We start from the raw sequence: 19,863 nt of genomic DNA on the forward strand, positions 1-19,863 counted from the left end.
ATGATCGCAGGATCGCGGCGTCATCCCTATGAGCATCAATACATGAAGTATTCCTCGATTCTGTTGTTATCGTTCTCACTGGTCAGCGGTTTTGCCTCAGCAGGCGATAACGTGACGGCCGGCGTGGGCGGCGCATTGGGTGGGGTACTCGGCTCCGTCGTTGGCCAACAGGTCGGCGGCAGCACAGGTTCGGCAATCGGAGCCGGCCTTGGCGGCGCGGCTGGTGGCGCAGTGGGCGCAAACCGCCGGAACCGTACCGAAGCCGCCATCGGCGGCGGCCTGGGTGCTGCTGGCGGCAACGTAGTCGGTCGCAGCGTCGGTGGCAGCACCGGCAGTCTGATTGGCGCAGCAGCAGGCGGCGGCGCGGGCGGCGCACTCGGCAACTACATGGGCGACGAAAGCCGCCGTGACGATGACCGAGGCCGTGGCTACCGTGGCGATCGCCGCGACTACAAACACGGTCGCGGTCACGCGCATGGTCATCGCAAACACCATCGTGACTGATGCCGTCGAGCCCGACTCGCGCACCTGACCCGATGAACACCGGCCGCCCATAAAGCGGCCGGTATCATTTTCAGACCACCAAACGCTCAAGCGCCTGCCGCAACGCCGCAGGGATCGGCACCGGCTGATTGGATGCCCGATCCACGAATACATGCACGAAGCGTCCTGCCGCCCGCGCCTCGTCTTCCCCCGCCTTGAAGACCGCCAGCTCATATTGCACCGAGCTGTTGCCCAGCTTGCCAACCCGTAGCCCGACCTCGATCGGCTCCGGATAGGCAATCGACGCAAAGTAATCGCACGACGAACTCACCACAAATCCCACCGCTTCACCGTCATGGATATCCAGTCCGCCCTGTTCGATCAGGTAGGTATTCACCGCGCTGTCAAAGAAGCTGTAGTACGTGACGTTGTTGATGTGACCGTACACATCGTTGTCATGCCAGCGCGTCACGATCGGCTGGAAGTGGCGATAATCGGCGCGCTGCGGGGTGTCGTTCATGGGGGTTCCCTCCGGTTTGTCTGCTGTGCTTCCTGGTTGATGAAATCCGTGACCGCTATTGAATCTGGCGCTGAATCCATTCCCGCACGTCCGCATACGGGTAAGCCTCCAGCGCCGCAAACCCGCCGATGTTCCGAGCCTTGAGTTTGGTAAACATCGGCACGCTGATCCCACACAGAAACCGCGTCAGGCACTCCGCGCCCGGCTCATGCCCACGGGCCTCCAGGTGCTTGCCAACGAACTCGCTGCATAGATCCGCGAAGTCCTGCTCGCTCAACGGCGTCAAGGCTGGCGCCTCGGGGAGCACGGCGACATGCCCCTCACACACAGAGCAGTGGCCGCAATGCGCGGGCGCACGGTCGTCGCCAAAGTATTGAGCCAGACGATGACTGAGGCACTGCTGGCTGGCAAACAGCTCGAGCATGGCGTGGATGCGCGCGACTTCGGTCTTTTCGTGGTGGACGAAGTAGTCATGCAACTCTTCGCTTAGCGCTTGGGCGTCGAAGTCGGCGGCGATCAGGCTGTAGACCTCGGTCATCTGCTTGCTTTCGAGTTCGATCCAGCCCTTCTCCTGAAAGAAATCCAGCGCCGTCACCACGCGCCCTCGCTCGGCCTGATACTGCTGATACATGGCGTCGAAGTTGACGGTTGCCCACGTCCGCGCCCGGCTTGACGTATCGGTCAGCGCCTGCACGAATTCACGTCGTTCGCCTTGAAAGCGCTGCACCAGCACCTGCGGTTCGATCAGGTATTTGAAGCGGTATTCCGCGAAGTACGAATAACGCGGCGCAATGATCCCGCGCAGCTCCAGTTGCACCAACAGCGTTTTGAGCGGCAGTTGACGGATATTGCTGAGGTCCGACAAGGGCGCCAGCAGAAACTCCCACTGACTGTCGTTACGCGCGCCTTGCAGATCTTCCAGCACCAACCGGATGCCTTCCTGCTCCGGTGTGTCGCCGTACACGAAGTTCTCCAGCACGTTCAGGCTGTCGCGATTGGCCAGCACCAGACACTCCGACGTCGCCCCGTCCCGGCCCGCACGACCGATCTCCTGGCTGTAGTTCTCGATGGATTTGGGCAAATCGAAATGCACGACGTTGCGGATGTCACTCTTGTCGATGCCCATCCCGAAAGCGATGGTGGCGACGATGCAGTTCAGACGCCCGTCCATGAACTGCCGCTGGATCGACTCGCGCTTATCGTGGGGCAGACCGGCATGGTAGGCGTGCGCCGGGATGCCGTTCTGCGACAGGTGAGCCGCCACGAACTCGGCGGTCTTCTGCAGCGTAACGTAGACAATGCTCGGCGGACCGGCCCGTTCGCCAAGCCACTCCACCAGACGCCGGCGCTTGTCCCGGCCTGCAACCGGCTCGACCCGCAGCGTGAGGTTGGGCCGGTAGAAGCCCGTCGTCACCACATCGTTCAGGGCGATGCCGAACTTGCTCTGCATGTCACTGATGACTTGGGGTGTCGCTGTCGCTGTCAGGAGCAGCGCCTGGGGGATATTGAACTCGCGCTGGTAGTCAGGGAGTTTGAGGTAGTCGGGCCGGAAGTTGTGGCCCCACTCGGAAATGCAGTGGGCCTCGTCCACTACAAGCAGCGAAATCGGCACCTGAGTGATGAAATGCCGGAAGCGCTCGTTCTTCAGGCGCTCGACGGAGATCATCAGGATTTTCAACTCGCCGGAGCGCGCCCTGGCCATGACGTCAGCGACGTCATCGCGGCTTTGGGCTGAGTCGATGCTCGCCGCCGCAATGCCGTGTCGCTGGAGGAAAGCCAGTTGGTCCTGAATCAGCGCCAACAGCGGTGATACCACCAGCGTCAGATGCGGCAGCAGCAACGCCGGCAGCTGATAGCAGAGGGATTTACCGGACCCCGTGGGAAAGATCGCTGCGGCGGAGCGCCCTGCCAACACGGCACTGATGGCGGCCTCTTGTCCGGCGCGAAACTGCCGATAACCGAAAACCTGCTCAAGGGTTTGATGCATGTGCTGCCACTCCTTTGACCGTCGCAAGGGCGTGAACCATAGCGCGGTGGGTCCGGGCGCAATACACCTAAACCATTACAGAAATATCGGACAGGATACAGCGCGGACAAATACCGCGCGCCATGCTGGCAAAACGTCATGCCGAGGATTAATCTCGCGCGACGCGTATTCAAGCGCTGTACGTCAGCCACCCCGATTGACTGCAAACCGGTCGACAACACACGATTCGCCAAGGAGAGGCAATGCAATCCACGCCCCAGCCCGAGGATGACGGGCTTACCATGCAACGGCTGGCCCCCGGCCAATTCGACGTTGTGCTCGGCTCGCATCCTGCCCGGCGAGCTGCCGCATCCGGCAACGGCAACTGGCCGCTGAGTAGCGTTCTGATCTGCCTCGCGCTGCTGATCGCGATTATCTTTCTGATCGCGCAAATGTTTCGCACGCCCAAGCCTGCAGCAACGGTCATTCCTGCGCCGCCCATCGCAGAGGTGGTCAGTGAGACTGACCCAGAGCCCGTCGCTCAGGTGCGCAACGTCGAACAAGTGGTTTATATCGCCCCCAAAGTTGAAGTCTCCCAACCCGCCACGGCGCGGCCGCTCGACGCCTGCCTGAAAGACGGCAACGTGATCGACCGGGATGTCATCAATTGCCGCTTCGGTGAAGCTCAGGCCAACGACTCCCAAGCCACTCGACCCCAAGGCATGGTTTCAGATCGTTACATGGCGACCTACAAGGCCGCCGCCGCCAAACCCAAAACCGAGCCCGCGCGGCGCTATGAAGTAGCAGGTGTGTTCATCCGTGAAATAGACGGGCGAAATCGCTATGAAGCCCGCTATCGCATTTCCAACAACCATATTGAAACCAGCAGTGTCTGCATGAACTTCCTGGCCGACAGTGTCGAACACCGTGAATGCCGCCGCGCCGCCGTACCCTACTTCAAAGACATGTGCAGCGACTGGAGCAAACGCGTCGCCAAAGATAAGAGCGACAAGAACAAACTGGCGCAAGAGCAGTACTGCACAGCGGCCCGGGATTATTCAGCGTGATGGAAAAACAATTCACGCCACCAGATAGTCATTAGCGCTCCACTGAACATGAAGTAACAACAACAGCGGACGCGTCCACAATCAGTCTTCTAACCTCGTGATTCCTATCCACCAACGAGGTTATAAATATGACAACTTTTACAATTTTCTTTTGCGGCACGGGCTCGACTAAATACGACCACCTGCACAAGAACTACTGGAACGGTGAGCTGGTTGCGACGCTGGCCAATAACATTGAAGGTCACGAGTTCGCCGAGTGGATCGTCATTGACGGGCCGGGTAGCGGCAATATGCAGGCCGATGAGCTGTTCACCGAACCCAAAGCATTCGGGTGGACTGGCCCCGCTTTCGGCAAAGGCTGGCACGAGAATGTGCAGCATGCCGTCAACATCATTCAGGGCAAATTCGACTGGCAAAGAACCAAACTGTCGGAAGCCGATTACCAGCGCCTCAAGCGAGCCGATGTGCCTATTCCCGACGCCCAGGCACACGGCTCATGGTTCTGGCGGCAGTACGACTACGGCAATCGCATCAGCCCGCAGGAACTCCAGCAACAGCTGATCAAGAACCTGAGAAAAGGCGGCTTGATCCCAAAGCAAATCAATCTGGTGGGCTGGAGTCGTGGCGGCGTCAGTTGTCACATGCTCGCCAATGCGCTGCTGGCTAATCCGGCCACGCGTCATATACCGGTCAACATATTTGCGGTGGACCCGGTGCCCGGCCCCTTGAATTACCAGCTTGAAAAAGTTTCTCTCGGCAGCAACGTCAAAGAATATGTGGCGTTCTATGCCCGCGACGAACGCTCTAAAGGATTTTCCTGCATCATTCCTAAAACAGCTCCAAAGACCAAAGTCAGCATCTATCCCATGGCCGGACGTCACGCGACGCTGGTGGGTAACGCGTCGCTCTCGGGAGCGAGTGGGCCAGGTGACCTGACAGAGCCTGGCAAGTTGGTGCGGCATTACGCCGAAGTGTGTCTGACCCGATGGGGAACGAAGTTACAAAGAAAACTCAACTTGTCGACCATCGACATTGGCAAACTGCACCAAAGTATCGTTATGCATGAAGCCAAGTTCATCAAGATGCGAAGCCACTCATACACTGTTTTGGTTGAAGACCACAAAAAAGAGCGGTATGTCAGTTATGCCGACAAGGGAACCGGTTTCAGCATGGTAGCGGGAACGCCGTTTAAGCCTGCGGAAGGGTTGGCGGCGAACCTCGCGAAAGGAGCCAGCGCGTACAAAGATATCTCTTGAGGTTCGATCCACACCCGCGAAGCATCCCGCCGTTCAGGTTTCTGACTGCACGGATCAACGCCAACGCCCTCCTGGCTGAGCGCTGCGCTGGCGAAAAAGAATTCCCGAAGAAACCGCGCCCACTGAGGGCGGTTTCTTCGTTCCGTTTTTTGTCATCGCCTCATTGACCCGCCGGCGCATTCTGCGGTCATAGGAGGCTAGAGTCAGAGACAACCGCAGCGATTACGGACGGAACAACATGCCTCAAGCAGCCCCGCGAACCCATACACGCCTGCTACCGCTGTTACTCGCAGTCACCGCCGCTCTTCTTTCGGGCTGCGGCGATGAAGCCAAGACAGCCGGGACGGCGACCGCAAGTGCGTCGCCCCTTCAGAAGAGCATGATTGTCGACGTCAGTGGCGCGCTCAACCTGCACTACGAGGCAAAAGGCGATCAAGTAGCCGTTGGCTTCCTGCCCGGCAAGCTGCCCGGCTCCAACTGGCTGACACTCAGCGCGGATCAGGAAGCCGAAGGCGACCGCAATGAGGTGAGTATCGGCCCTATCCTCGGGTTCTCTTTCGACAACCCTGATCAAGAGAAGAAAGCGATCATGTTTCAGGGTGGCCGCGTCGAAGTGGCCCACGATGAAAATAGCGCGTCCTACGACACCGGTTCGTACTATCAGTATTTCGACACGGACAAGGGTGGGGGCAATAGCAACGTCCAGCTCGTCTTCAGCAAAATCGAGAAACTCACCTCCCCCAACAAACTGCTCGACCGCTATCGGTTGATCGGCACGTTCCAGTTCAACGCGGCGCTTTCCCCTGAACAGCCCACCGACGAATGTACTCGGGAAGCCGCTGCGTACGCGGCCGAGCACGGCGAACGCCACCCGGGGTTCGATGCCAAGCTGTGTAATGCGAAGAGCGTTGTGGCGAAGGGCAGCTTCGACATCACTCAGGACTTTCCGGTGACGACGAAGGCTGACGGCTAGCTACCGCGCAGGATAAAAAAACCGCCCCGAAGGGCGGTTTCTTTTTAGCAGGTACCGATCTTACAGCTTCGGGCCCGCTGCCTTGATCGCGTCGCTCACTTCGAACTTCTTGAAGTTCTCGATGAACAGGCCGGCCAGTGCTTTGGCGGCTTCGTCGTACGCCGCTTTGTCAGCCCAGGTGTTGCGCGGGTTGAGCAGTCCGGTTTCGACGCCTGGCACGGAGGTCGGGACGTCCAGGTTGACGGTGTCGAGGTGCTCGGTTTCTGCACCGATCAACGCGCCGCTCTGAATGGCCGCGATAACGCCGCGGGTGGTCGGAATGTTGAAGCGTTTGCCAACACCGTAGCCGCCGCCGGTCCAGCCGGTGTTGACCAGGTAGACCTTGGAGCCGAAACCGCGGATGCGCTTGATCAGCAGCTCTGCGTATTCGCCCGCCGGACGCGGGAAGAACGGTGCGCCGAAGCAGGTAGAGAACGTCGACTTGATGCCGGCGCCAGAACCCATTTCAGTGGAACCGACCAGTGCGGTGTAACCCGACAGGAAGTGGTAGGCCGCTTGTTCTTCGCTGAGGATCGACACCGGCGGCAGCACGCCAGTCAGGTCGCAGGTCAGGAAGATCACCGCGTTTGGCTCGCCGCCCAGGTTCTTCTCGGAACGCTTTTCAACGTGCTCGAGCGGGTAAGCGGCGCGGCTGTTCTGAGTCAGGCTGCCGTCGGCGTAGTCAGCATGACCGGCTGCGTCCAGCACCACGTTTTCCAGCACGGCGCCGTGCTTGATGGCCTTCCAGATAACCGGCTCGTTCTTCTCGGAGAGGTCGATGCACTTGGCATAGCAACCGCCTTCGATATTGAAGACAACGCCTTCGCCCCAGCCGTGTTCGTCGTCACCGATCAGGTAACGGGTCTCGTCGGCGGACAGTGTGGTTTTACCGGTACCGGACAGACCGAAGAACAGCGTCACGTCGCCGTCTTCACCGATATTGGCCGCGCAGTGCATTGGCAGCACATCGGAAGCCGGCAGCAGGAAGTTCTGCACCGAGAACATGGCTTTCTTCATTTCACCGGCGTAACGCATACCGGCAATGAGGACCTTCTTCTGGGCGAAGTTGATGATGACGCAACCGTCGGAGTTGGTACCATCACGCTCAGGCACGCACTCGAAGTTAGCCACGTTGAGCACTTGCCATTCTTCACGGCCGGCCGGGTTGTACTGGGCCGGATTGATGAACAGGCAGCGACCGAACAGGTTCTGCCAGGCAGTCTGCGTGGTCATCTTGACCGCAAGGTAGTGATCTTCGGCGGCGCCTACGTGCACGTGGGAAACGAAGTGTTCCTGAGCGTTGTTGAACGCCTCGACACGCGCCCACAGGGCATCGAACTTGTCGGCCGGGAACTTGCGGTTGATCGGCCCCCAGGCGATCGCAGCCTGGGTGGAGGGTTCGTCTACGATGAAGCGGTCGACAGGCGAGCGGCCTGTGCGGTGGCCTGTTTCCACGACGAGTGCGCCAGTATCGGACAGCACGCCTTCTTCGCGTTTGAGGGCTTCTTTAACCAGATCGTCGACACTGAGATCGGTGTGAACGGCGTTATTGGCTTGCGTCATGAGATTCCCCGTCGGCTCGATGGCCGAGTGCTCCAAACGTTTTGTAGTAGAAAAACCAACACTACTACAGCTAAAAAGTGGCCGGATTATGCCAGAAAAGCCCAAAAAAGGTAGGGCCCTCCTGTCAGAACTACATGAAGAAGAGTCAAGCGGGCCGGGCGGAAAGCTTTCAGCGCAGGACCCGCACTACATTAATGGCGGGTATCGGAAGGGGTATCTACCCCGCCCCCTGCAAACAGCTGCGCTACATCCGTTGCATCGAACAGATAGCGCTGATTGCAGAACTGACAGTCGATCTCCACCGCACCGTGATGCTCGATCACCAACTGCTGTGCATCTTCCAGACCAAGACTGACCAACGCATTGCCAGAACGTTCGCGCGAGCAGCTGCAACGGAACACCAGTGGCTGGACGTCGAACATCCGCACGACGTCTTCGTGGAACAGGCGTTTCAACACGGTTTCGTTGGTCAGGCTGAGCAGTTCTTCGGCGGTCAGGGTGTCAACCAGCACATTGACATGCTGCCAGCTGGCTTCACGCTCATCCTGATCTTTCAGCTTCTCAGCCGGCAGTTGTTGCAGCAGCAGCCCACGTGCGCGTTTGCCGTCGGCCTTGATCCAGAAACGCGTCGGCAATTGCTCCGACATCACAAAGTATTCGGACAGGCAGGCCGACAGGTCGACGCCGTCCAGGCCCACGATGCCCTGATAGCGTTTGCCCTGACGTGGATCGATGGTCATGGTCAGGTCGCCATCGGGCATCAGGTCGAGCAGCGTGGCGTCCGGCTTCACCAAGGCCTCGTCGTAACGCGCAATCCCGCGCAGTTCACGCTCGCTGGAGCACTCGACCATCAGCAACGACACCGGTCCAAGGGACCGAGCCTGCAGAACCAGCAGGCCGTCGAACTTCAGCGTGCCCACCAACAGCGCAGCGGCGGCGAGCATTTCGCCGAGCAACTGAGCCACTGGCTCGGGATACGGGTGCTTGGCAAGGACCTCGGCGTAGCTGCGCTCAAGGGCCACGAGCTCGCCGCGCACGTCGCTCTCGTCAAAGATGAAACGCTGGGTGTAATCGGTATCCGCAAAGTCTGACATAGGAGAAGGTATCTGAATGGATGACAAAATGATGACAAGCGCCTATAAAGCGCGGTTTCGCACCGCTTGGTGCACTGCCATGCCGATGGGGGCATTTTATGGACTATCCCGCATTGTTCCAACCCAAGTGGAACGCCAAAAAATTCCTGCTGTGTAATCTGGTGGCGCTGGGCCTGCTACTGCTGTGGGTGTGGCCCACGGGACACGCGGCTTTCACGCACTTCGACGAAGGCCTGTTTCACTTGCTGAACCGCCCGCTTGAGCAAAACAAGGCGTGGCTGTGGGTCTGGACGATTGCCAGCATGCGACCCTTCGACATCGTCGTCGGCCTGATTCTGCTCACGCTGCTCATAAAGGGCGACTGGGTGTTCAAATCCTTGCAAACGCGTGCCGCGCTGATCGGCTTTGTGCTCACGCTGATCCTGCTGCTGATCATCCGCACGGTGTTTTCCAAAATCATCGACCACAGCGCGCTGCAACATGACAGCGCGTCAGTGATGATCCCCGATGCCATCAAGCTCAGCGACATATTCCCGGAGCTGGAGGACAAGTGGCAGCTCAAGGATCGTTCCAGCCAGAGCTTCCCGGGCGACCACGCTTCGGTGCTGCTGATCTGGGCGATGTTCATGAGCGTCTACAGCCGCACAGTCGGCCAGCGCGTGGTCATCTGGGCCCTGGCGTTTCTGTTCATGATGCCGCGCCTGGTCGCCGGGGCCCATTGGGGTCAGGACGACTACATTGGCGGTGTAATGATCGCATTGCTCGCGCTGGGCTGGAGCTGCTACACCCCGTTCGTGGCCACCGCTACCGGGGTTCTGTTTCGACTGACGGCACCAGTCTTCAACGTGATGGGCCGCCTGCCGCTGCTCAAATGCCTGAGCATCATGAAGCAGGGCTCTCATTTGTAAGCTGCCTGTTGCTACAGAGCAGTCCGGGGTCGATCAATGCGCGATCCCGGAAAGCGGCGAGATCGTCAGTCGTCACCCGAACGAAAATGAAACAATTGCCGACGCTGCTTTTTGGTCGGCCTGCCGTCAGTGGTCACGCCCAGGCTTCCGGCCTTGCGCATCTCGGCGGCTTGCTCGCGTTTGGCGAGGCTTTCCGGGGTTTCGCTGTACAGCAACTGAGCCTCGGGGGCGCCACGGCGGACAATCGACAACGCCTGGACCACAACGGTCCGCTCATCGAAACCCGCTCTGATCTGGAACTCGTCCCCTACCCGCGGCTCTTTTCCCGGCTTGCAACGCTCGCCGCGGCAATGAACCTTACCGCTTTCAATGGCGGCTTTTGCCAGCGCACGCGTCTTGAAGAAACGCGCCGCCCAAAGCCATTTGTCCAGACGGACTTTGTCGTCCTCGTCTGACTTCTGTGTCATCTGAATTCCTCAATCTTGTAATGGTCAGAATCGTACTACGTCACGCCGGGGACGCAGTAACCGCCACCCTCGTTTACACTGCCCACCAGACTAAAGCGCCGGCTTCAGGAGAACGACGTGACAGACTTCCCAACGTCATTGACTGGTGGGTGCCAGGGCTGCAGAGAAAGCTCCGCACTGGATTTCGAATTTGAATTCGCCTATCAGCCCATCGTGGACGTCCGCGACCGCTCGGTATTCGCTCACGAGGCGTTGGTACGAGGCGTCAACGGCGAGGGTGCCCTGTCTGTCCTGAACCAGATCGACGACACCAACCGTTACCGTTTCGATCAATTGTGCCGAACCCGCGCGATTTCAACTGCCGCCCGGCTGGGAATGGACGAATACCTGTCGATCAACTTCCTGCCCAACGCGGTGTATCGCCCCGACCTGTGCATTCGCAGCACCCTTGAAGCGGCCCGCGCCCACAACTTTCCGCTGGACCGGTTGATCTTCGAGACCGTCGAAACCGAGCACATCTGCAGCAACAGCCACCTGACCAACATTCTTCGGGAGTATCGCCAGTTCGGCTTCAAGACCGCCATCGACGACTTTGGCGCCGGGCACTCCGGACTCACCCTCCTCGCCGACTTTCAGCCTGACCTGATCAAGCTCGACATGGCCCTGGTGCGCAACGTCCATCTGGACCCTGCACGGCAGGCCATCGTGCGCGGCATTGTCACAATGTGTACGGACCTGAACGTTACAGTGATCGCCGAAGGCATCGAAGATGCGGGCGAACGGGACTTCCTCGCCGACTGCAACATTTACCTCATGCAGGGCTACTGGTTCGCCAAGCCTGCATTCCAAGCGCTGGCGCACATCGATGCCGGCGCCTGGCAGAACGTGTAAACGAACGGAACCGCTTTGAAAACATTTGACCATCTGACAGTCATCGGCCTGCGCGAATGGGTGGCTTTGCCCCATCTGGGCGTCGCCGGGCTGCGCGCAAAAATCGACACCGGTGCCAGCACTTCCAGCCTGCACGCGACAGAAATAGAGCCGTTCGAACGGGACGGTGAGAAATGGGTGCGCTTCAACGCTCATCTGGGGACGGTGGTGCAGCTGCGTCACCGTCGCTGTGAGGCTCAATTGGTGGCGATGAAAACCATCAAAAGCTCCAACGGCCACGCCCAGGTTCGCTACGTCATTCGTACGACGCTGGCGCTGGGGGACAGGGTCTGGCCGGTGGAATTCACGCTGGCCTGCCGCAAGGCCATGCGCTACCGGCTGCTGCTGGGTTCCAAAGCCCTGATTGACGGCCAGTTGGTGGTCAATCCGGGTGTGACATATATTCAGGACAAGCCGGTGTTCCCGGCTTCAAATCTCTCTGCCACAGGTGCTGCATGAAGATCGCTGTGCTTTCGCGAAACCCGCGTCTGTATTCAACTCGTCGTCTGGTCGAAGCTGGAATCCAGCGCGGCCATGAGGTCGTGGTGGTCGATACCCTGCGCGCCTATATGAACATTGCCAGTCATAAGCCGCAGATCCACTACCGAGGAAAACCCCTGGAAGGCTTTGATGCGGTGATACCCCGCATCGGCGCCTCCGTGACCTTCTACGGCTGCGCCGTGCTGCGTCAGTTTGAAATGATGGGCGTGTTCCCGCTCAACGAATCCGTCGCCATCGCGCGCTCCCGCGACAAGCTGCGCTCGCTGCAGCTGTTGTCACGTCGAGGCATTGGCTTGCCCGTCACCGGCTTCGCCCACTCACCGGATGACATCCCTGACCTGATCCAGATGGTCAACGGCGCGCCTCTGGTAATCAAGGTGCTCGAGGGGACGCAAGGTATTGGCGTGGTGCTGTGCGAAACCGCGACCGCGGCCGAATCCGTGATTGAGGCCTTCATGGGGCTGAAACAGGACATCATGGTGCAGGAGTACATCAAAGAAGCCGGTGGCGCCGATATCCGCTGCTTCGTGGTGGGTGACAAGGTCATTGCGTCGATGAAGCGCCAGGCGAAACCGGGGGAGTTCCGCTCCAACCTGCATCGCGGCGGCACCGCCAGCCTCATCAAGATCACCCCGGAAGAGCGCATGACAGCCATTCGCGCGGCCAAGGTCATGGGCCTGAGTGTGGCAGGCGTCGATATCCTGCGTTCCAACCACGGGCCACTGGTGATGGAGGTGAACTCATCGCCAGGTCTTGAAGGCATTGAAACCACCACCGGCAAGGATGTCGCGGGGATAATCATCGAGTACATCGAGAAAAACGGCGGGCCGCACATGACCCGCACCAAAGGCAAAGGATAACCCCCAAGCCCGTCTCTGCACGGAGGCTATGGTCGCGAGTACCCCACCCGCCCACGGCCTCCAGGCAGAATCACGAACGAATCAATCGGCATCCCGCGGCAGCAACAACCCCAACGGCAGGCGAACTCTGGCCTCCAGCCCGCCTCCCGAACGATTACGCAGCTCGACATTACCGCCGTGCATTGCGGCAATGCGCTTGACGATCGCCAGGCCAAGCCCTGTCCCCTTGCCGCTTCTGGCGCGGTCACCACGGATGAAGGGATTGAAAATACCTTCCAGCTCCGACGGATCGATCCCCATGCCCCTGTCCAGCACACTCAGCACCACGTAGGGCGCGCCGCTGTCGCCGGAAACATAGGCCGCGACTTCAACCCCGTCACCGGCATGGTGCATCGCATTGCCAATGAGGTTGTTGAGCAAACGTTTCATGGAAACCCGTCGCAACGGGAAAGGCGGAATGGACTCCAGGCACAGCCGTACTTGCTCCACCGGGTTGTTGTACGGCGCGACGACTTCATGGACCAGCTCGACCAGATCGACTTCTTCGACCTCTTCATCACGCCCGTCCCGGATGAATGCCAGGAATTGATCGAGGATCGCGTCCATGTCTTCGATGTCGCGAACCATGCCTTCCATGAACTCGTTATTGGTCGGCATCAGCTCAAGGGACAGACGCAGCCGGGTCAGCGGCGTCCGCAAATCGTGAGACACCCCGGCCAGCATCAGTTCGCGCTCCTGCCCGGCCTGCTCCACGTCTTCGGCCATCTGGTTGAACGCGCGGTAGACCTCGGTTATCTCGCTGGGCGTGTCACCCACCGGCAAACGCACGCTGCGGCCCTGGCCCAACTGGCGGGCCGCAAACACCAGGCGCTTGAGCGGCTGATTGAGCTGGCTGACGAAGATCCAGGCCGAGGCCGTCGAGAGTAATCCGATCGCCAGGAACCAGCCCAGCACGCTCCAGATTTTCTGCCCGCGCAACGGATGCGGGTACAGCGGCACTTTCAGCCAGCCATCGCCAAGACTCGGCGCCCTCACCCATAGCGCGGGGGGCGCGTGGACACGCAGTCGCACCTCGGTGTCCGCGCCCAGCTCATCCTGCATCTGCCGTTGGTAGATTTCGGAGTACGGCCAGTGCTGCTCGCCTTCCGGTACACCACCGCCCACCACGCGGATCAGTCCGGCGGCGTCAGCGATGGTCTGCCGGTCACTCTCATCGGCCGCCCAGTAAGCCCGCAAAGTGAGTGCAACGCCGTGGCTGTATTGACGATCGACCAGAACATCCTCGTTCATCAGCAGATAGACGAGGGTCAGCGCCTTCGAAAACAGCACGACAATGAGCACCAGCCACAGGGTGCGGGAGAAAAAGCTTTGCGGGAACCAGAGCGGTGTCTTCATAACAGCAGCTACACACTTTGCGGAAGCGAGCCGGGCTCGCGAATTTGCGGAACACATGACACAGCAAAAACCAGTCACGCCAATGGCCGCTTTCGCGAACATCGAGGTGACTGGCTAACGTAGGCGGGCGTGAGACAGGCCCGGCAGGTTACCGTCGAACTTGCTGTTACTGCTTGTTGGCACCGTCTGGCACGAAAACATAACCCACTCCCCAGACCGTCTGAATGTAACGCGGCTTGGCAGCGTCCACTTCAATCAGACGGCGCAGACGGGAGATCTGGACATCGATGGAGCGCTCCAGAGCGTCCCACTCACGGCCCCGAGCCAGGTTCATCAGCTTGTCTCGCGTCAGCGGCTCACGGGCGTGCATGACCAATGCCTTCAACACGGCGAATTCACCGGTCGTGAGCATGTGCACTTCGTCGCCACGCTTGAGCTCGCGGGTGGCGAGGGACAGAGCGTAGTCGCCAAAGGTGACGGTTTCGTCTTCCGTGGCAGGCGCGCCAGGTACGGGTGCGGATTGACGACGCAGCACAGCGCGAACGCGGGCCATCAGTTCGTCAGGGTTGAAAGGTTTTGCGAGGTAGTCATCAGCGCCGAGCTCGAGGCCCTTGATGCGACTGAGCTCGTCGCCCTTGGCGGTGAGCATGATGATAGGGACTTGATTGTTCGCGGCGCGCAGGCGGCGGCAGGCGGACAGCCCGTCTTCGCCCGGCAGCATCAGGTCCAGCACCACGAGGTGAAACACTTCGCGCGCCAGCAGCCGATCCATTTGCTCCACGTTGGGCACAGCCCGGGCGCGGTAGCCCTTGCTGTTGAAAAAGCGTTCTAGCAGGCTGCTCAAGCCCGGGTCATCGTCAACGATGAGGATTTTCTCGCCTTCAGCCGTTTGTGCAGTGCTGCTCATTGGAAGCTCCTTTGATCTCGGCGCGCATTATGGCGTAGCTGCAGTGATGCGCACCGTGTGCATTGTTAGCAGATTTTTCCTGAATCCACATGGGTGCTCTCGTTGAGTCACTTAAGGCTGATTCACGGCGGCTACGCGGGCTGAAACCGGCGTATCGACCGGGCAATCCCCTATTCAAGGCTCACTGGGTATAATGCGCCGCCTTCAAGGTCAGGCAACGCTCGTTCAAGGCGGTTCGCCAGCCGCTGATTTTATGCACACACATTTGCCAGGTGGTTTTATGGACAGTATCAACAGCCGCATCGCCGAGGAACTCGGCGTCCGCCCGCAACAGGTCGAAGCGGCCGTCGCGCTACTGGATGAAGGCTCAACGGTGCCTTTCATCGCTCGTTACCGCAAGGAAGTCACTGGCAGCCTCGATGACACGCAACTGCGTCATCTGGAAGAGCGCCTGCGCTACCTGCGCGAACTCGACGAGCGCCGCATCAGCATCCTTGCCAGCATCGAAGAGCAAGGCAAGCTGACCCCTGAACTGGCTCGCGATATCAAGCTTGCCGACACCAAGACCCGCCTTGAAGACTTGTACCTGCCGTACAAGCAGAAGCGTCGCACCAAAGGCCAGATCGCACTGGAAGCCGGTCTGGGTGAGCTGGCGAACGGGATCTTCAACGATCCGACCCTGACCCCGGAAACCGAAGCCGCGCGGTTCGTCGATGCCGAAAAAGGCTTCGCCGACATCAAGGCCGTGCTCGAAGGCGCCAAATACATTCTGATGGAGCGCTTCGCCGAAGACGCGACGCTGCTGGAGAAGCTGCGCAGTTTCCTCAAGCACGAAGCCGTGATCAGTGCCCGTGTAGTGCCGGGTAAAGAGGAAGAAGGCGCCAAGTTCCGCGACTACTTCGAACACGACGAGCCGCTCAAGAGCATGCCGTCCCACCGTGCGCTGGCAATCTTTCGGGGTCGCAATGAGGGCGTGCTGAGCTCGGCCCTGAAAGTCGGGGAAGAATTGCCCGGCACCCTGCACCCCTGCGAAATGATGATCAGCGAGCGCTTCGGCCTGCAGAACCAGAACCGCCCTGCAGACAAGTGGCTGGCCGAAGTCGTGCGCTGGACCTGGAAGGTCAAGCTGTACTCCAGCCTCGAAACCGACCTGCTCGGCGAGCTGCGCGAAGGTGCCGAAACCGAAGCGATCAACGTATTCGCTCATAACCTTCACGACCTGTTGCTGGCCGCACCGGCGGGGCCACGCGCCACGCTGGGTCTTGACCCGGGCCTGCGCACCGGCTGCAAGGTCGCCGTCGTCGACAGCACCGGCAAATTGCTGGACTACGCCACTGTTTACCCCCACGTGCCGAAAAACCAGTGGGATCAGACCATCGCGGTACTGGCAGCCCTCTGCGCCAAGCATTCCGTCGATCTGATCGCGATTGGCAATGGCACTGCCAGCCGCGAAACCGACAAGCTGGCCGGCGATCTGATCAAAAAGTATCCAGGTCTGAAGATGACCAAAGTCATGGTCTCTGAAGCCGGCGCTTCGGTGTACTCGGCGTCGGAACTCGCTGCCAAGGAATTCCCGGACCTCGACGTTTCGATCCGTGGCGCGGTGTCCATCGCCCGTCGCTTGCAGGATCCGCTTGCCGAACTGGTGAAAATCGACCCGAAATCCATTGGTGTTGGCCAGTACCAGCATGACGTCTCACAACTCAAACTCGCCCGCGGCCTCGACGCGGTGGTGGAAGACTGCGTGAACGCCGTGGGTGTGGATGTGAACACCGCCTCCGTGGCCCTGCTGGCGCGGATTTCCGGCCTGAACACCACGCTGGCGCAGAATATCGTTTCCCACCGCGACCAGAATGGCGCGTTCAAGACCCGTGCGGCGCTGAAGAAAGTCCCGCGCCTGGGCGAGAAAACCTTCGAACAGGCCGCAGGCTTTCTGCGCGTCATGAACGGTGATAACCCGCTGGACTCGTCCGCCGTTCACCCTGAGGCGTATCCCCTGGTGCAGCGCATTGCCGCCCAGACCGATCGCGACATCCGCTCGCTGATCGGCGATGCAGGCTTTCTGAAGCGTCTCGACCCGAAGAAATTCACAGACGAAACCTTCGGCCTGCCGACCGTCACCGACATCCTTCAAGAACTGGAAAAACCGGGCCGCGATCCGCGTCCGGGATTCAAGACCGCTGAGTTTCAGGACGGCGTTGAAGACTTGAAGGACCTTCAGCCGGGCATGATCCTCGAAGGCGTGGTCACCAACGTCACCAACTTTGGTGCGTTCGTTGACATCGGCGTGCATCAGGACGGTTTGGTGCACATCTCTGCGCTTTCGGAGAAGTTCATCAAGGACCCTCGCGAAGCGGTCAAAGCCGGCGATGTGGTGAAGGTCAAGGTGATGGAAGTGGACATCCCGCGTAAGCGCGTCGGTCTGTCGATGCGCATGAGCGACACGCCGGGCGAGAAAGTCGACGGCGCTCGCGGTGCCCGTCCTGGTGCGGCGCCGCGCCAGCAGCACAGCAATGCCCCCCGTAAGGAAGCCCCCACCCCGGCGCCGAGCAACAATCCGATGGCGTCGCTGTTCGCCAACGCCAAGCAATTGAAGAAGCGCTGATGGATATCCCTGATGAATTGACTCAGAGCGCCTACTTCAAGACGCTCGGCTGCCGGGTGGTGCAGTTGAATGAAGGTGTCGCCGTCGTGGCCTTGCCGCTGGAGCCGCACCTGCGCAATCGCGGCAATGTCATGCACGGCGGCGCGCTGTTCAGTCTGGTAGACATCACCATGGGGCTGGCCTGCTCCAGCACCCACGGCTTCGACAAGCAAAGTGTCACCGTGGAATGCAAAATCAATTACATGCGTGCTGTGGCCGAGGGTGAAGTCATCTGCACCAGCACCGTGCTGCATGCCGGACGCCGAACCCTGGTGGTCGAAGCCGACGTTCGCCAGAACGACAAGCTGGTTGCCAAAGCGCAGGGCACGTTTGCGATCGTCTAGCTGTCCGATAGCGTTATGAGTTAATTTCGGCACTGTTCAGTAGTGTCGAAATTATCTGATTTCCTTGTAGGAACGATCAGCGACGGGCATCGGCGTTAGGGCCATCGACGAGGCGAAAACGCCAGTTCCTTTCTTCACCCTTGTAGACCGCCATATCGCCCCCATATAGGGCCGACTGACGCGTGAAGGATTCCAACTTGAGCGAACTTCTCAACCGCCGCCTGACTCTGCTTGGCGAGCACTCCAACCTCTCCCTTCTGGAGAAGTGCTTGCACGGCATCGAGCGTGAATGCCTGCGCGTTACGGCCGAAGGCCGTCTGGCACAAACCCCGCACCCTGAAGCACTCGGCGCGGCGCTGACCAACGAGCAAATCACCACCGATTACTCCGAGTCGCTGCTGGAGTTCATCACTCCCGCCCTGGCCGACCCTGCTCAAACGCTGGAAAGCCTGGATAAAATCCATCGCTTCGCGTACAGCAAACTGGGCAGCGAATACATCTGGAGCCCTTCGATGCCGTGCCCGCTGCCGGCCGAAGCAGATATTCCGATCGCCTATTACGGCACCTCCAACATCGGCAAGCTCAAGTACGTCTACCGTCAGGGCCTTGCCTTGCGTTACGGCAAAACCATGCAGTGCATTGCCGGCATTCACTATAACTTCTCGCTGCCCGAAGCCATCTGGCCCGTGCTCAAGCAAGACGCGAAATTCGAAGGCGATGACCGCGATTTCCAGTCCGAGAGCTACATCGGCCTGATTCGCAACTTCCGTCGTTACAGCTGGCTGCTGATGTACCTGTTCGGCGCGTCGCCGGCGCTGGATGCCAGTTTCCTGCGCGGCCGCTCGCATCAGCTTGAGCAGTTTGACGCCGAAACGCTGTATCTGCCGTACGCAACCAGCCTGCGGATGAGCGATCTGGGTTACCAGAGCAACGCCCAGGCGGACCTGACGCCCTGCTACAACGACCTGCTGACGTACACCGATAGTCTGCGCCGCGCGGTGGCAACGCCCTACGCGCCTTACGTCGAAATCGGCACGCACAAGGATGGCGAGTGGATTCAGCTGAACACCAACGTGCTGCAGATCGAGAACGAGTACTACTCGACGATCCGCCCGAAACGCGTCACCTATTCCGGCGAGCGCCCTATTCAGGCGCTCGTCGCGCGCGGGGTGCAGTACGTGGAAGTCCGTTGCCTGGACATCAACCCGTTCCTGCCGGTGGGCATCGACCTTGAGCAATCGCGCTTCATCGATGCGTTCATTCTGTATTGCGCGCTGCACGACAGCCCGCAGCTGGCGAGCAACGAGTGCGGCAACGCCAGCACGAACTTCCTGACCGTGGTCAAGGAAGGTCGCCGTCCCGGCCTGCAACTGAACCGCAACGATACGACGATCGACTTGAAAGTCTGGGCCAACGAGATGCTGGACACGATCAGGCCGATCTGTGAACTGCTCGATGCCAGCCAGGGCACGGATCAGCACGTCAAATCGCTGGACGCTCAGCGCGCGAAAGTGGCGGACGCCTCTCTGACGCCTTCGGCACAGGTGCTGGCGGCCATGACCGAGCACAAGGAAGGCTTCACGGCCTTCTCGCTGCGCCAGTCACAGGTTCACGCTGATCATTTCCGCAGCAATCCGCTGAGCGCAGAGGACCAGACGCATTTTGAGAGCAAGGCGCGTGAGTCCCTGGCTCAGCAAGCGGAGCTGGAACAGACCGAAGAGAAAGTGGATTTCGACACGTTCGTGGGTGCGTATCAGGCGAGCATTCTGGCGATCAGCAACTGACGCCAGACCCGTTGCAAACGGTGGGACGACCGGGGTGGCGCTCCACCTTACTCGCGAAAGCGGTGTCTCAGGCGAGAGAGATGTATCGTCTGACCTGACCCTTCGCGAGCAAGCTCGCTCCCACAAGGGTTGTATCGAACCGAAAATGCGCGTCAGGCTTCA

18 protein-coding genes are annotated in these 19,863 nt (G+C 59.9%); 11 read left to right on the forward strand and 7 right to left on the reverse strand.

Annotated elements, in window-relative coordinates:
* Nucleotides 1-42 precede the first annotated feature (42 nt).
* Nucleotides 43-504, forward strand: a complete 462-nt coding sequence (locus tag BBI10_RS05760) for a glycine zipper domain-containing protein (protein WP_065987426.1) — start codon at nucleotides 43-45, stop codon at nucleotides 502-504.
* Between the two features lie 70 nt (nucleotides 505-574).
* On the opposite strand, the gene BBI10_RS05765 is transcribed toward BBI10_RS05760, so the two are convergent.
* A complete protein-coding gene (locus tag BBI10_RS05765) occupies nucleotides 575-1,003 on the reverse strand; it encodes an acyl-CoA thioesterase (RefSeq protein WP_065987427.1) in 429 nt (142 codons plus the stop codon).
* Nucleotides 1,004-1,058: 55 nt separating this feature from the next.
* Nucleotides 1,059-2,990: a RecQ family ATP-dependent DNA helicase gene (locus tag BBI10_RS05770; protein ID WP_065987428.1), complete on the reverse strand. Its 1,932-nt coding sequence runs from the start codon at nucleotides 2,988-2,990 to the stop codon at nucleotides 1,059-1,061.
* Between the two features lie 242 nt (nucleotides 2,991-3,232).
* Here BBI10_RS05770 and BBI10_RS05775 point away from each other — a divergent pair, with 242 nt between their 5' ends.
* The 3 genes from BBI10_RS05775 to BBI10_RS05785 all read left to right on the forward strand — a co-directional run bounded on the left by BBI10_RS05775 (nucleotide 3,233) and on the right by BBI10_RS05785 (nucleotide 6,265).
* The gene (locus tag BBI10_RS05775) at nucleotides 3,233-4,036 is read left to right on the forward strand and encodes an OadG family protein (protein ID WP_065987429.1); all 804 of its coding nucleotides are present in this window, start codon (nucleotides 3,233-3,235) and stop codon (nucleotides 4,034-4,036) included.
* Between the two features lie 128 nt (nucleotides 4,037-4,164).
* Nucleotides 4,165-5,292, forward strand: coding sequence for a hypothetical protein (locus tag BBI10_RS05780; RefSeq protein ID WP_065987430.1), 1,128 nt, complete (start codon nucleotides 4,165-4,167; stop codon nucleotides 5,290-5,292).
* Nucleotides 5,293-5,530: 238 nt separating this feature from the next.
* On the forward strand, nucleotides 5,531-6,265 hold the full coding sequence (locus BBI10_RS05785; protein ID WP_141695127.1) for a hypothetical protein: 735 nt from the start codon (nucleotides 5,531-5,533) through the stop codon (nucleotides 6,263-6,265).
* Between the two features lie 60 nt (nucleotides 6,266-6,325).
* On the opposite strand, the gene BBI10_RS05790 is transcribed toward BBI10_RS05785, so the two are convergent.
* Both BBI10_RS05790 and hslO read right to left on the reverse strand, forming a co-directional pair.
* A complete protein-coding gene (locus tag BBI10_RS05790; RefSeq protein WP_065987432.1) occupies nucleotides 6,326-7,867 on the reverse strand; it encodes a phosphoenolpyruvate carboxykinase in 1,542 nt (513 codons plus the stop codon).
* 191 nt (nucleotides 7,868-8,058) lie between these two features.
* Nucleotides 8,059-8,961 carry an Hsp33 family molecular chaperone HslO gene (hslO, locus tag BBI10_RS05795; RefSeq protein ID WP_065987433.1) on the reverse strand — a complete coding sequence of 301 codons (903 nt, stop codon included), beginning with the start codon at nucleotides 8,959-8,961 and terminating at the stop codon, nucleotides 8,059-8,061.
* A gap of 98 nt (nucleotides 8,962-9,059) precedes the next feature.
* Between hslO and BBI10_RS05800 the strand changes: the two genes are divergently transcribed.
* Nucleotides 9,060-9,869, forward strand: a complete 810-nt coding sequence (locus BBI10_RS05800; RefSeq protein WP_065987434.1) for a phosphatase PAP2 family protein — start codon at nucleotides 9,060-9,062, stop codon at nucleotides 9,867-9,869.
* 65 nt (nucleotides 9,870-9,934) lie between these two features.
* Here BBI10_RS05800 and BBI10_RS05805 read toward each other — a convergent pair whose 3' ends face one another.
* The gene (locus BBI10_RS05805; protein WP_065987435.1) at nucleotides 9,935-10,336 is read right to left on the reverse strand and encodes an RNA-binding S4 domain-containing protein; all 402 of its coding nucleotides are present in this window, start codon (nucleotides 10,334-10,336) and stop codon (nucleotides 9,935-9,937) included.
* Nucleotides 10,337-10,453: 117 nt separating this feature from the next.
* Here BBI10_RS05805 and BBI10_RS05810 point away from each other — a divergent pair, with 117 nt between their 5' ends.
* The 3 genes from BBI10_RS05810 to rimK are packed head-to-tail and all read left to right on the forward strand — an operon-like array spanning nucleotide 10,454 to nucleotide 12,627.
* Nucleotides 10,454-11,227: an EAL domain-containing protein gene (locus BBI10_RS05810; RefSeq protein WP_065987436.1), complete on the forward strand. Its 774-nt coding sequence runs from the start codon at nucleotides 10,454-10,456 to the stop codon at nucleotides 11,225-11,227.
* Nucleotides 11,228-11,275: 48 nt separating this feature from the next.
* Entirely contained in the window at nucleotides 11,276-11,725 is a 450-nt protein-coding gene (locus tag BBI10_RS05815) for an ATP-dependent zinc protease family protein (RefSeq protein WP_192131017.1), read from the forward strand.
* On the forward strand, nucleotides 11,722-12,627 hold the full coding sequence (rimK, locus tag BBI10_RS05820; protein WP_065987438.1) for a 30S ribosomal protein S6--L-glutamate ligase: 906 nt from the start codon (nucleotides 11,722-11,724) through the stop codon (nucleotides 12,625-12,627). Before BBI10_RS05815 ends, rimK begins: the two co-directional genes overlap by 4 nt.
* Nucleotides 12,628-12,708: 81 nt before the next feature.
* Here rimK and BBI10_RS05825 read toward each other — a convergent pair whose 3' ends face one another.
* Nucleotides 12,709-14,022 (reverse strand): ATP-binding protein, encoded by a 1,314-nt coding sequence (locus tag BBI10_RS05825; protein WP_065987439.1) that lies wholly within the window; start codon nucleotides 14,020-14,022, stop codon nucleotides 12,709-12,711.
* Nucleotides 14,023-14,188: 166 nt separating this feature from the next.
* A complete protein-coding gene (gene ompR, locus BBI10_RS05830; protein WP_065987440.1) occupies nucleotides 14,189-14,929 on the reverse strand; it encodes an osmolarity response regulator transcription factor OmpR in 741 nt (246 codons plus the stop codon).
* Nucleotides 14,930-15,209: 280 nt separating this feature from the next.
* On the opposite strand from ompR, the gene BBI10_RS05835 reads away from it, so the two are divergent.
* The 3 genes from BBI10_RS05835 (at nucleotide 15,210) to gshA (ending at nucleotide 19,701) form a co-directional block, all read left to right on the forward strand.
* A complete protein-coding gene (locus BBI10_RS05835; protein ID WP_065987441.1) occupies nucleotides 15,210-17,534 on the forward strand; it encodes a Tex family protein in 2,325 nt (774 codons plus the stop codon).
* Nucleotides 17,534-17,917 (forward strand): PaaI family thioesterase, encoded by a 384-nt coding sequence (locus BBI10_RS05840; RefSeq protein WP_065987442.1) that lies wholly within the window; start codon nucleotides 17,534-17,536, stop codon nucleotides 17,915-17,917. Before BBI10_RS05835 ends, BBI10_RS05840 begins: the two co-directional genes overlap by 1 nt.
* Nucleotides 17,918-18,114: 197 nt before the next feature.
* A complete protein-coding gene (gene gshA / locus BBI10_RS05845; protein WP_065987443.1) occupies nucleotides 18,115-19,701 on the forward strand; it encodes a glutamate--cysteine ligase in 1,587 nt (528 codons plus the stop codon).
* Nucleotides 19,702-19,863: the final 162 nt, after the last annotated feature.

Source organism: Pseudomonas graminis, from assembly GCF_001705435.1.
In the GTDB taxonomy this organism is placed as follows: domain Bacteria; phylum Pseudomonadota; class Gammaproteobacteria; order Pseudomonadales; family Pseudomonadaceae; genus Aquipseudomonas; species Aquipseudomonas graminis_B.

Excerpts from the sequence above, each read along its gene's own strand:
- BBI10_RS05770 (WP_065987428.1), bottom strand. The coding sequence starts at position 2,990 with ATGCATCAAACCCTTGAGCAGGTTTTCGGTTATCGGCAGTTTCGCGCC.
- BBI10_RS05800 (WP_065987434.1), top strand. The coding sequence starts at position 9,060 with ATGGACTATCCCGCATTGTTCCAACCCAAGTGGAACGCCAAAAAATTC.
- BBI10_RS05790 (WP_065987432.1), bottom strand. The coding sequence starts at position 7,867 with ATGACGCAAGCCAATAACGCCGTTCACACCGATCTCAGTGTCGACGAT.
- BBI10_RS05765 (WP_065987427.1), bottom strand. The coding sequence starts at position 1,003 with ATGAACGACACCCCGCAGCGCGCCGATTATCGCCACTTCCAGCCGATC.
- BBI10_RS05825 (WP_065987439.1), bottom strand. The coding sequence starts at position 14,022 with ATGAAGACACCGCTCTGGTTCCCGCAAAGCTTTTTCTCCCGCACCCTG.
- BBI10_RS05760 (WP_065987426.1), top strand. The coding sequence starts at position 43 with ATGAAGTATTCCTCGATTCTGTTGTTATCGTTCTCACTGGTCAGCGGT.
- hslO (WP_065987433.1), bottom strand. The coding sequence starts at position 8,961 with ATGTCAGACTTTGCGGATACCGATTACACCCAGCGTTTCATCTTTGAC.
- BBI10_RS05805 (WP_065987435.1), bottom strand. The coding sequence starts at position 10,336 with ATGACACAGAAGTCAGACGAGGACGACAAAGTCCGTCTGGACAAATGG.
- BBI10_RS05775 (WP_065987429.1), top strand. The coding sequence starts at position 3,233 with ATGCAATCCACGCCCCAGCCCGAGGATGACGGGCTTACCATGCAACGG.
- BBI10_RS05785 (WP_141695127.1), top strand. The coding sequence starts at position 5,531 with ATGCCTCAAGCAGCCCCGCGAACCCATACACGCCTGCTACCGCTGTTA.
- BBI10_RS05840 (WP_065987442.1), top strand. The coding sequence starts at position 17,534 with ATGGATATCCCTGATGAATTGACTCAGAGCGCCTACTTCAAGACGCTC.
- BBI10_RS05835 (WP_065987441.1), top strand. The coding sequence starts at position 15,210 with ATGGACAGTATCAACAGCCGCATCGCCGAGGAACTCGGCGTCCGCCCG.
- ompR (WP_065987440.1), bottom strand. The coding sequence starts at position 14,929 with ATGAGCAGCACTGCACAAACGGCTGAAGGCGAGAAAATCCTCATCGTT.
- BBI10_RS05780 (WP_065987430.1), top strand. The coding sequence starts at position 4,165 with ATGACAACTTTTACAATTTTCTTTTGCGGCACGGGCTCGACTAAATAC.
- rimK (WP_065987438.1), top strand. The coding sequence starts at position 11,722 with ATGAAGATCGCTGTGCTTTCGCGAAACCCGCGTCTGTATTCAACTCGT.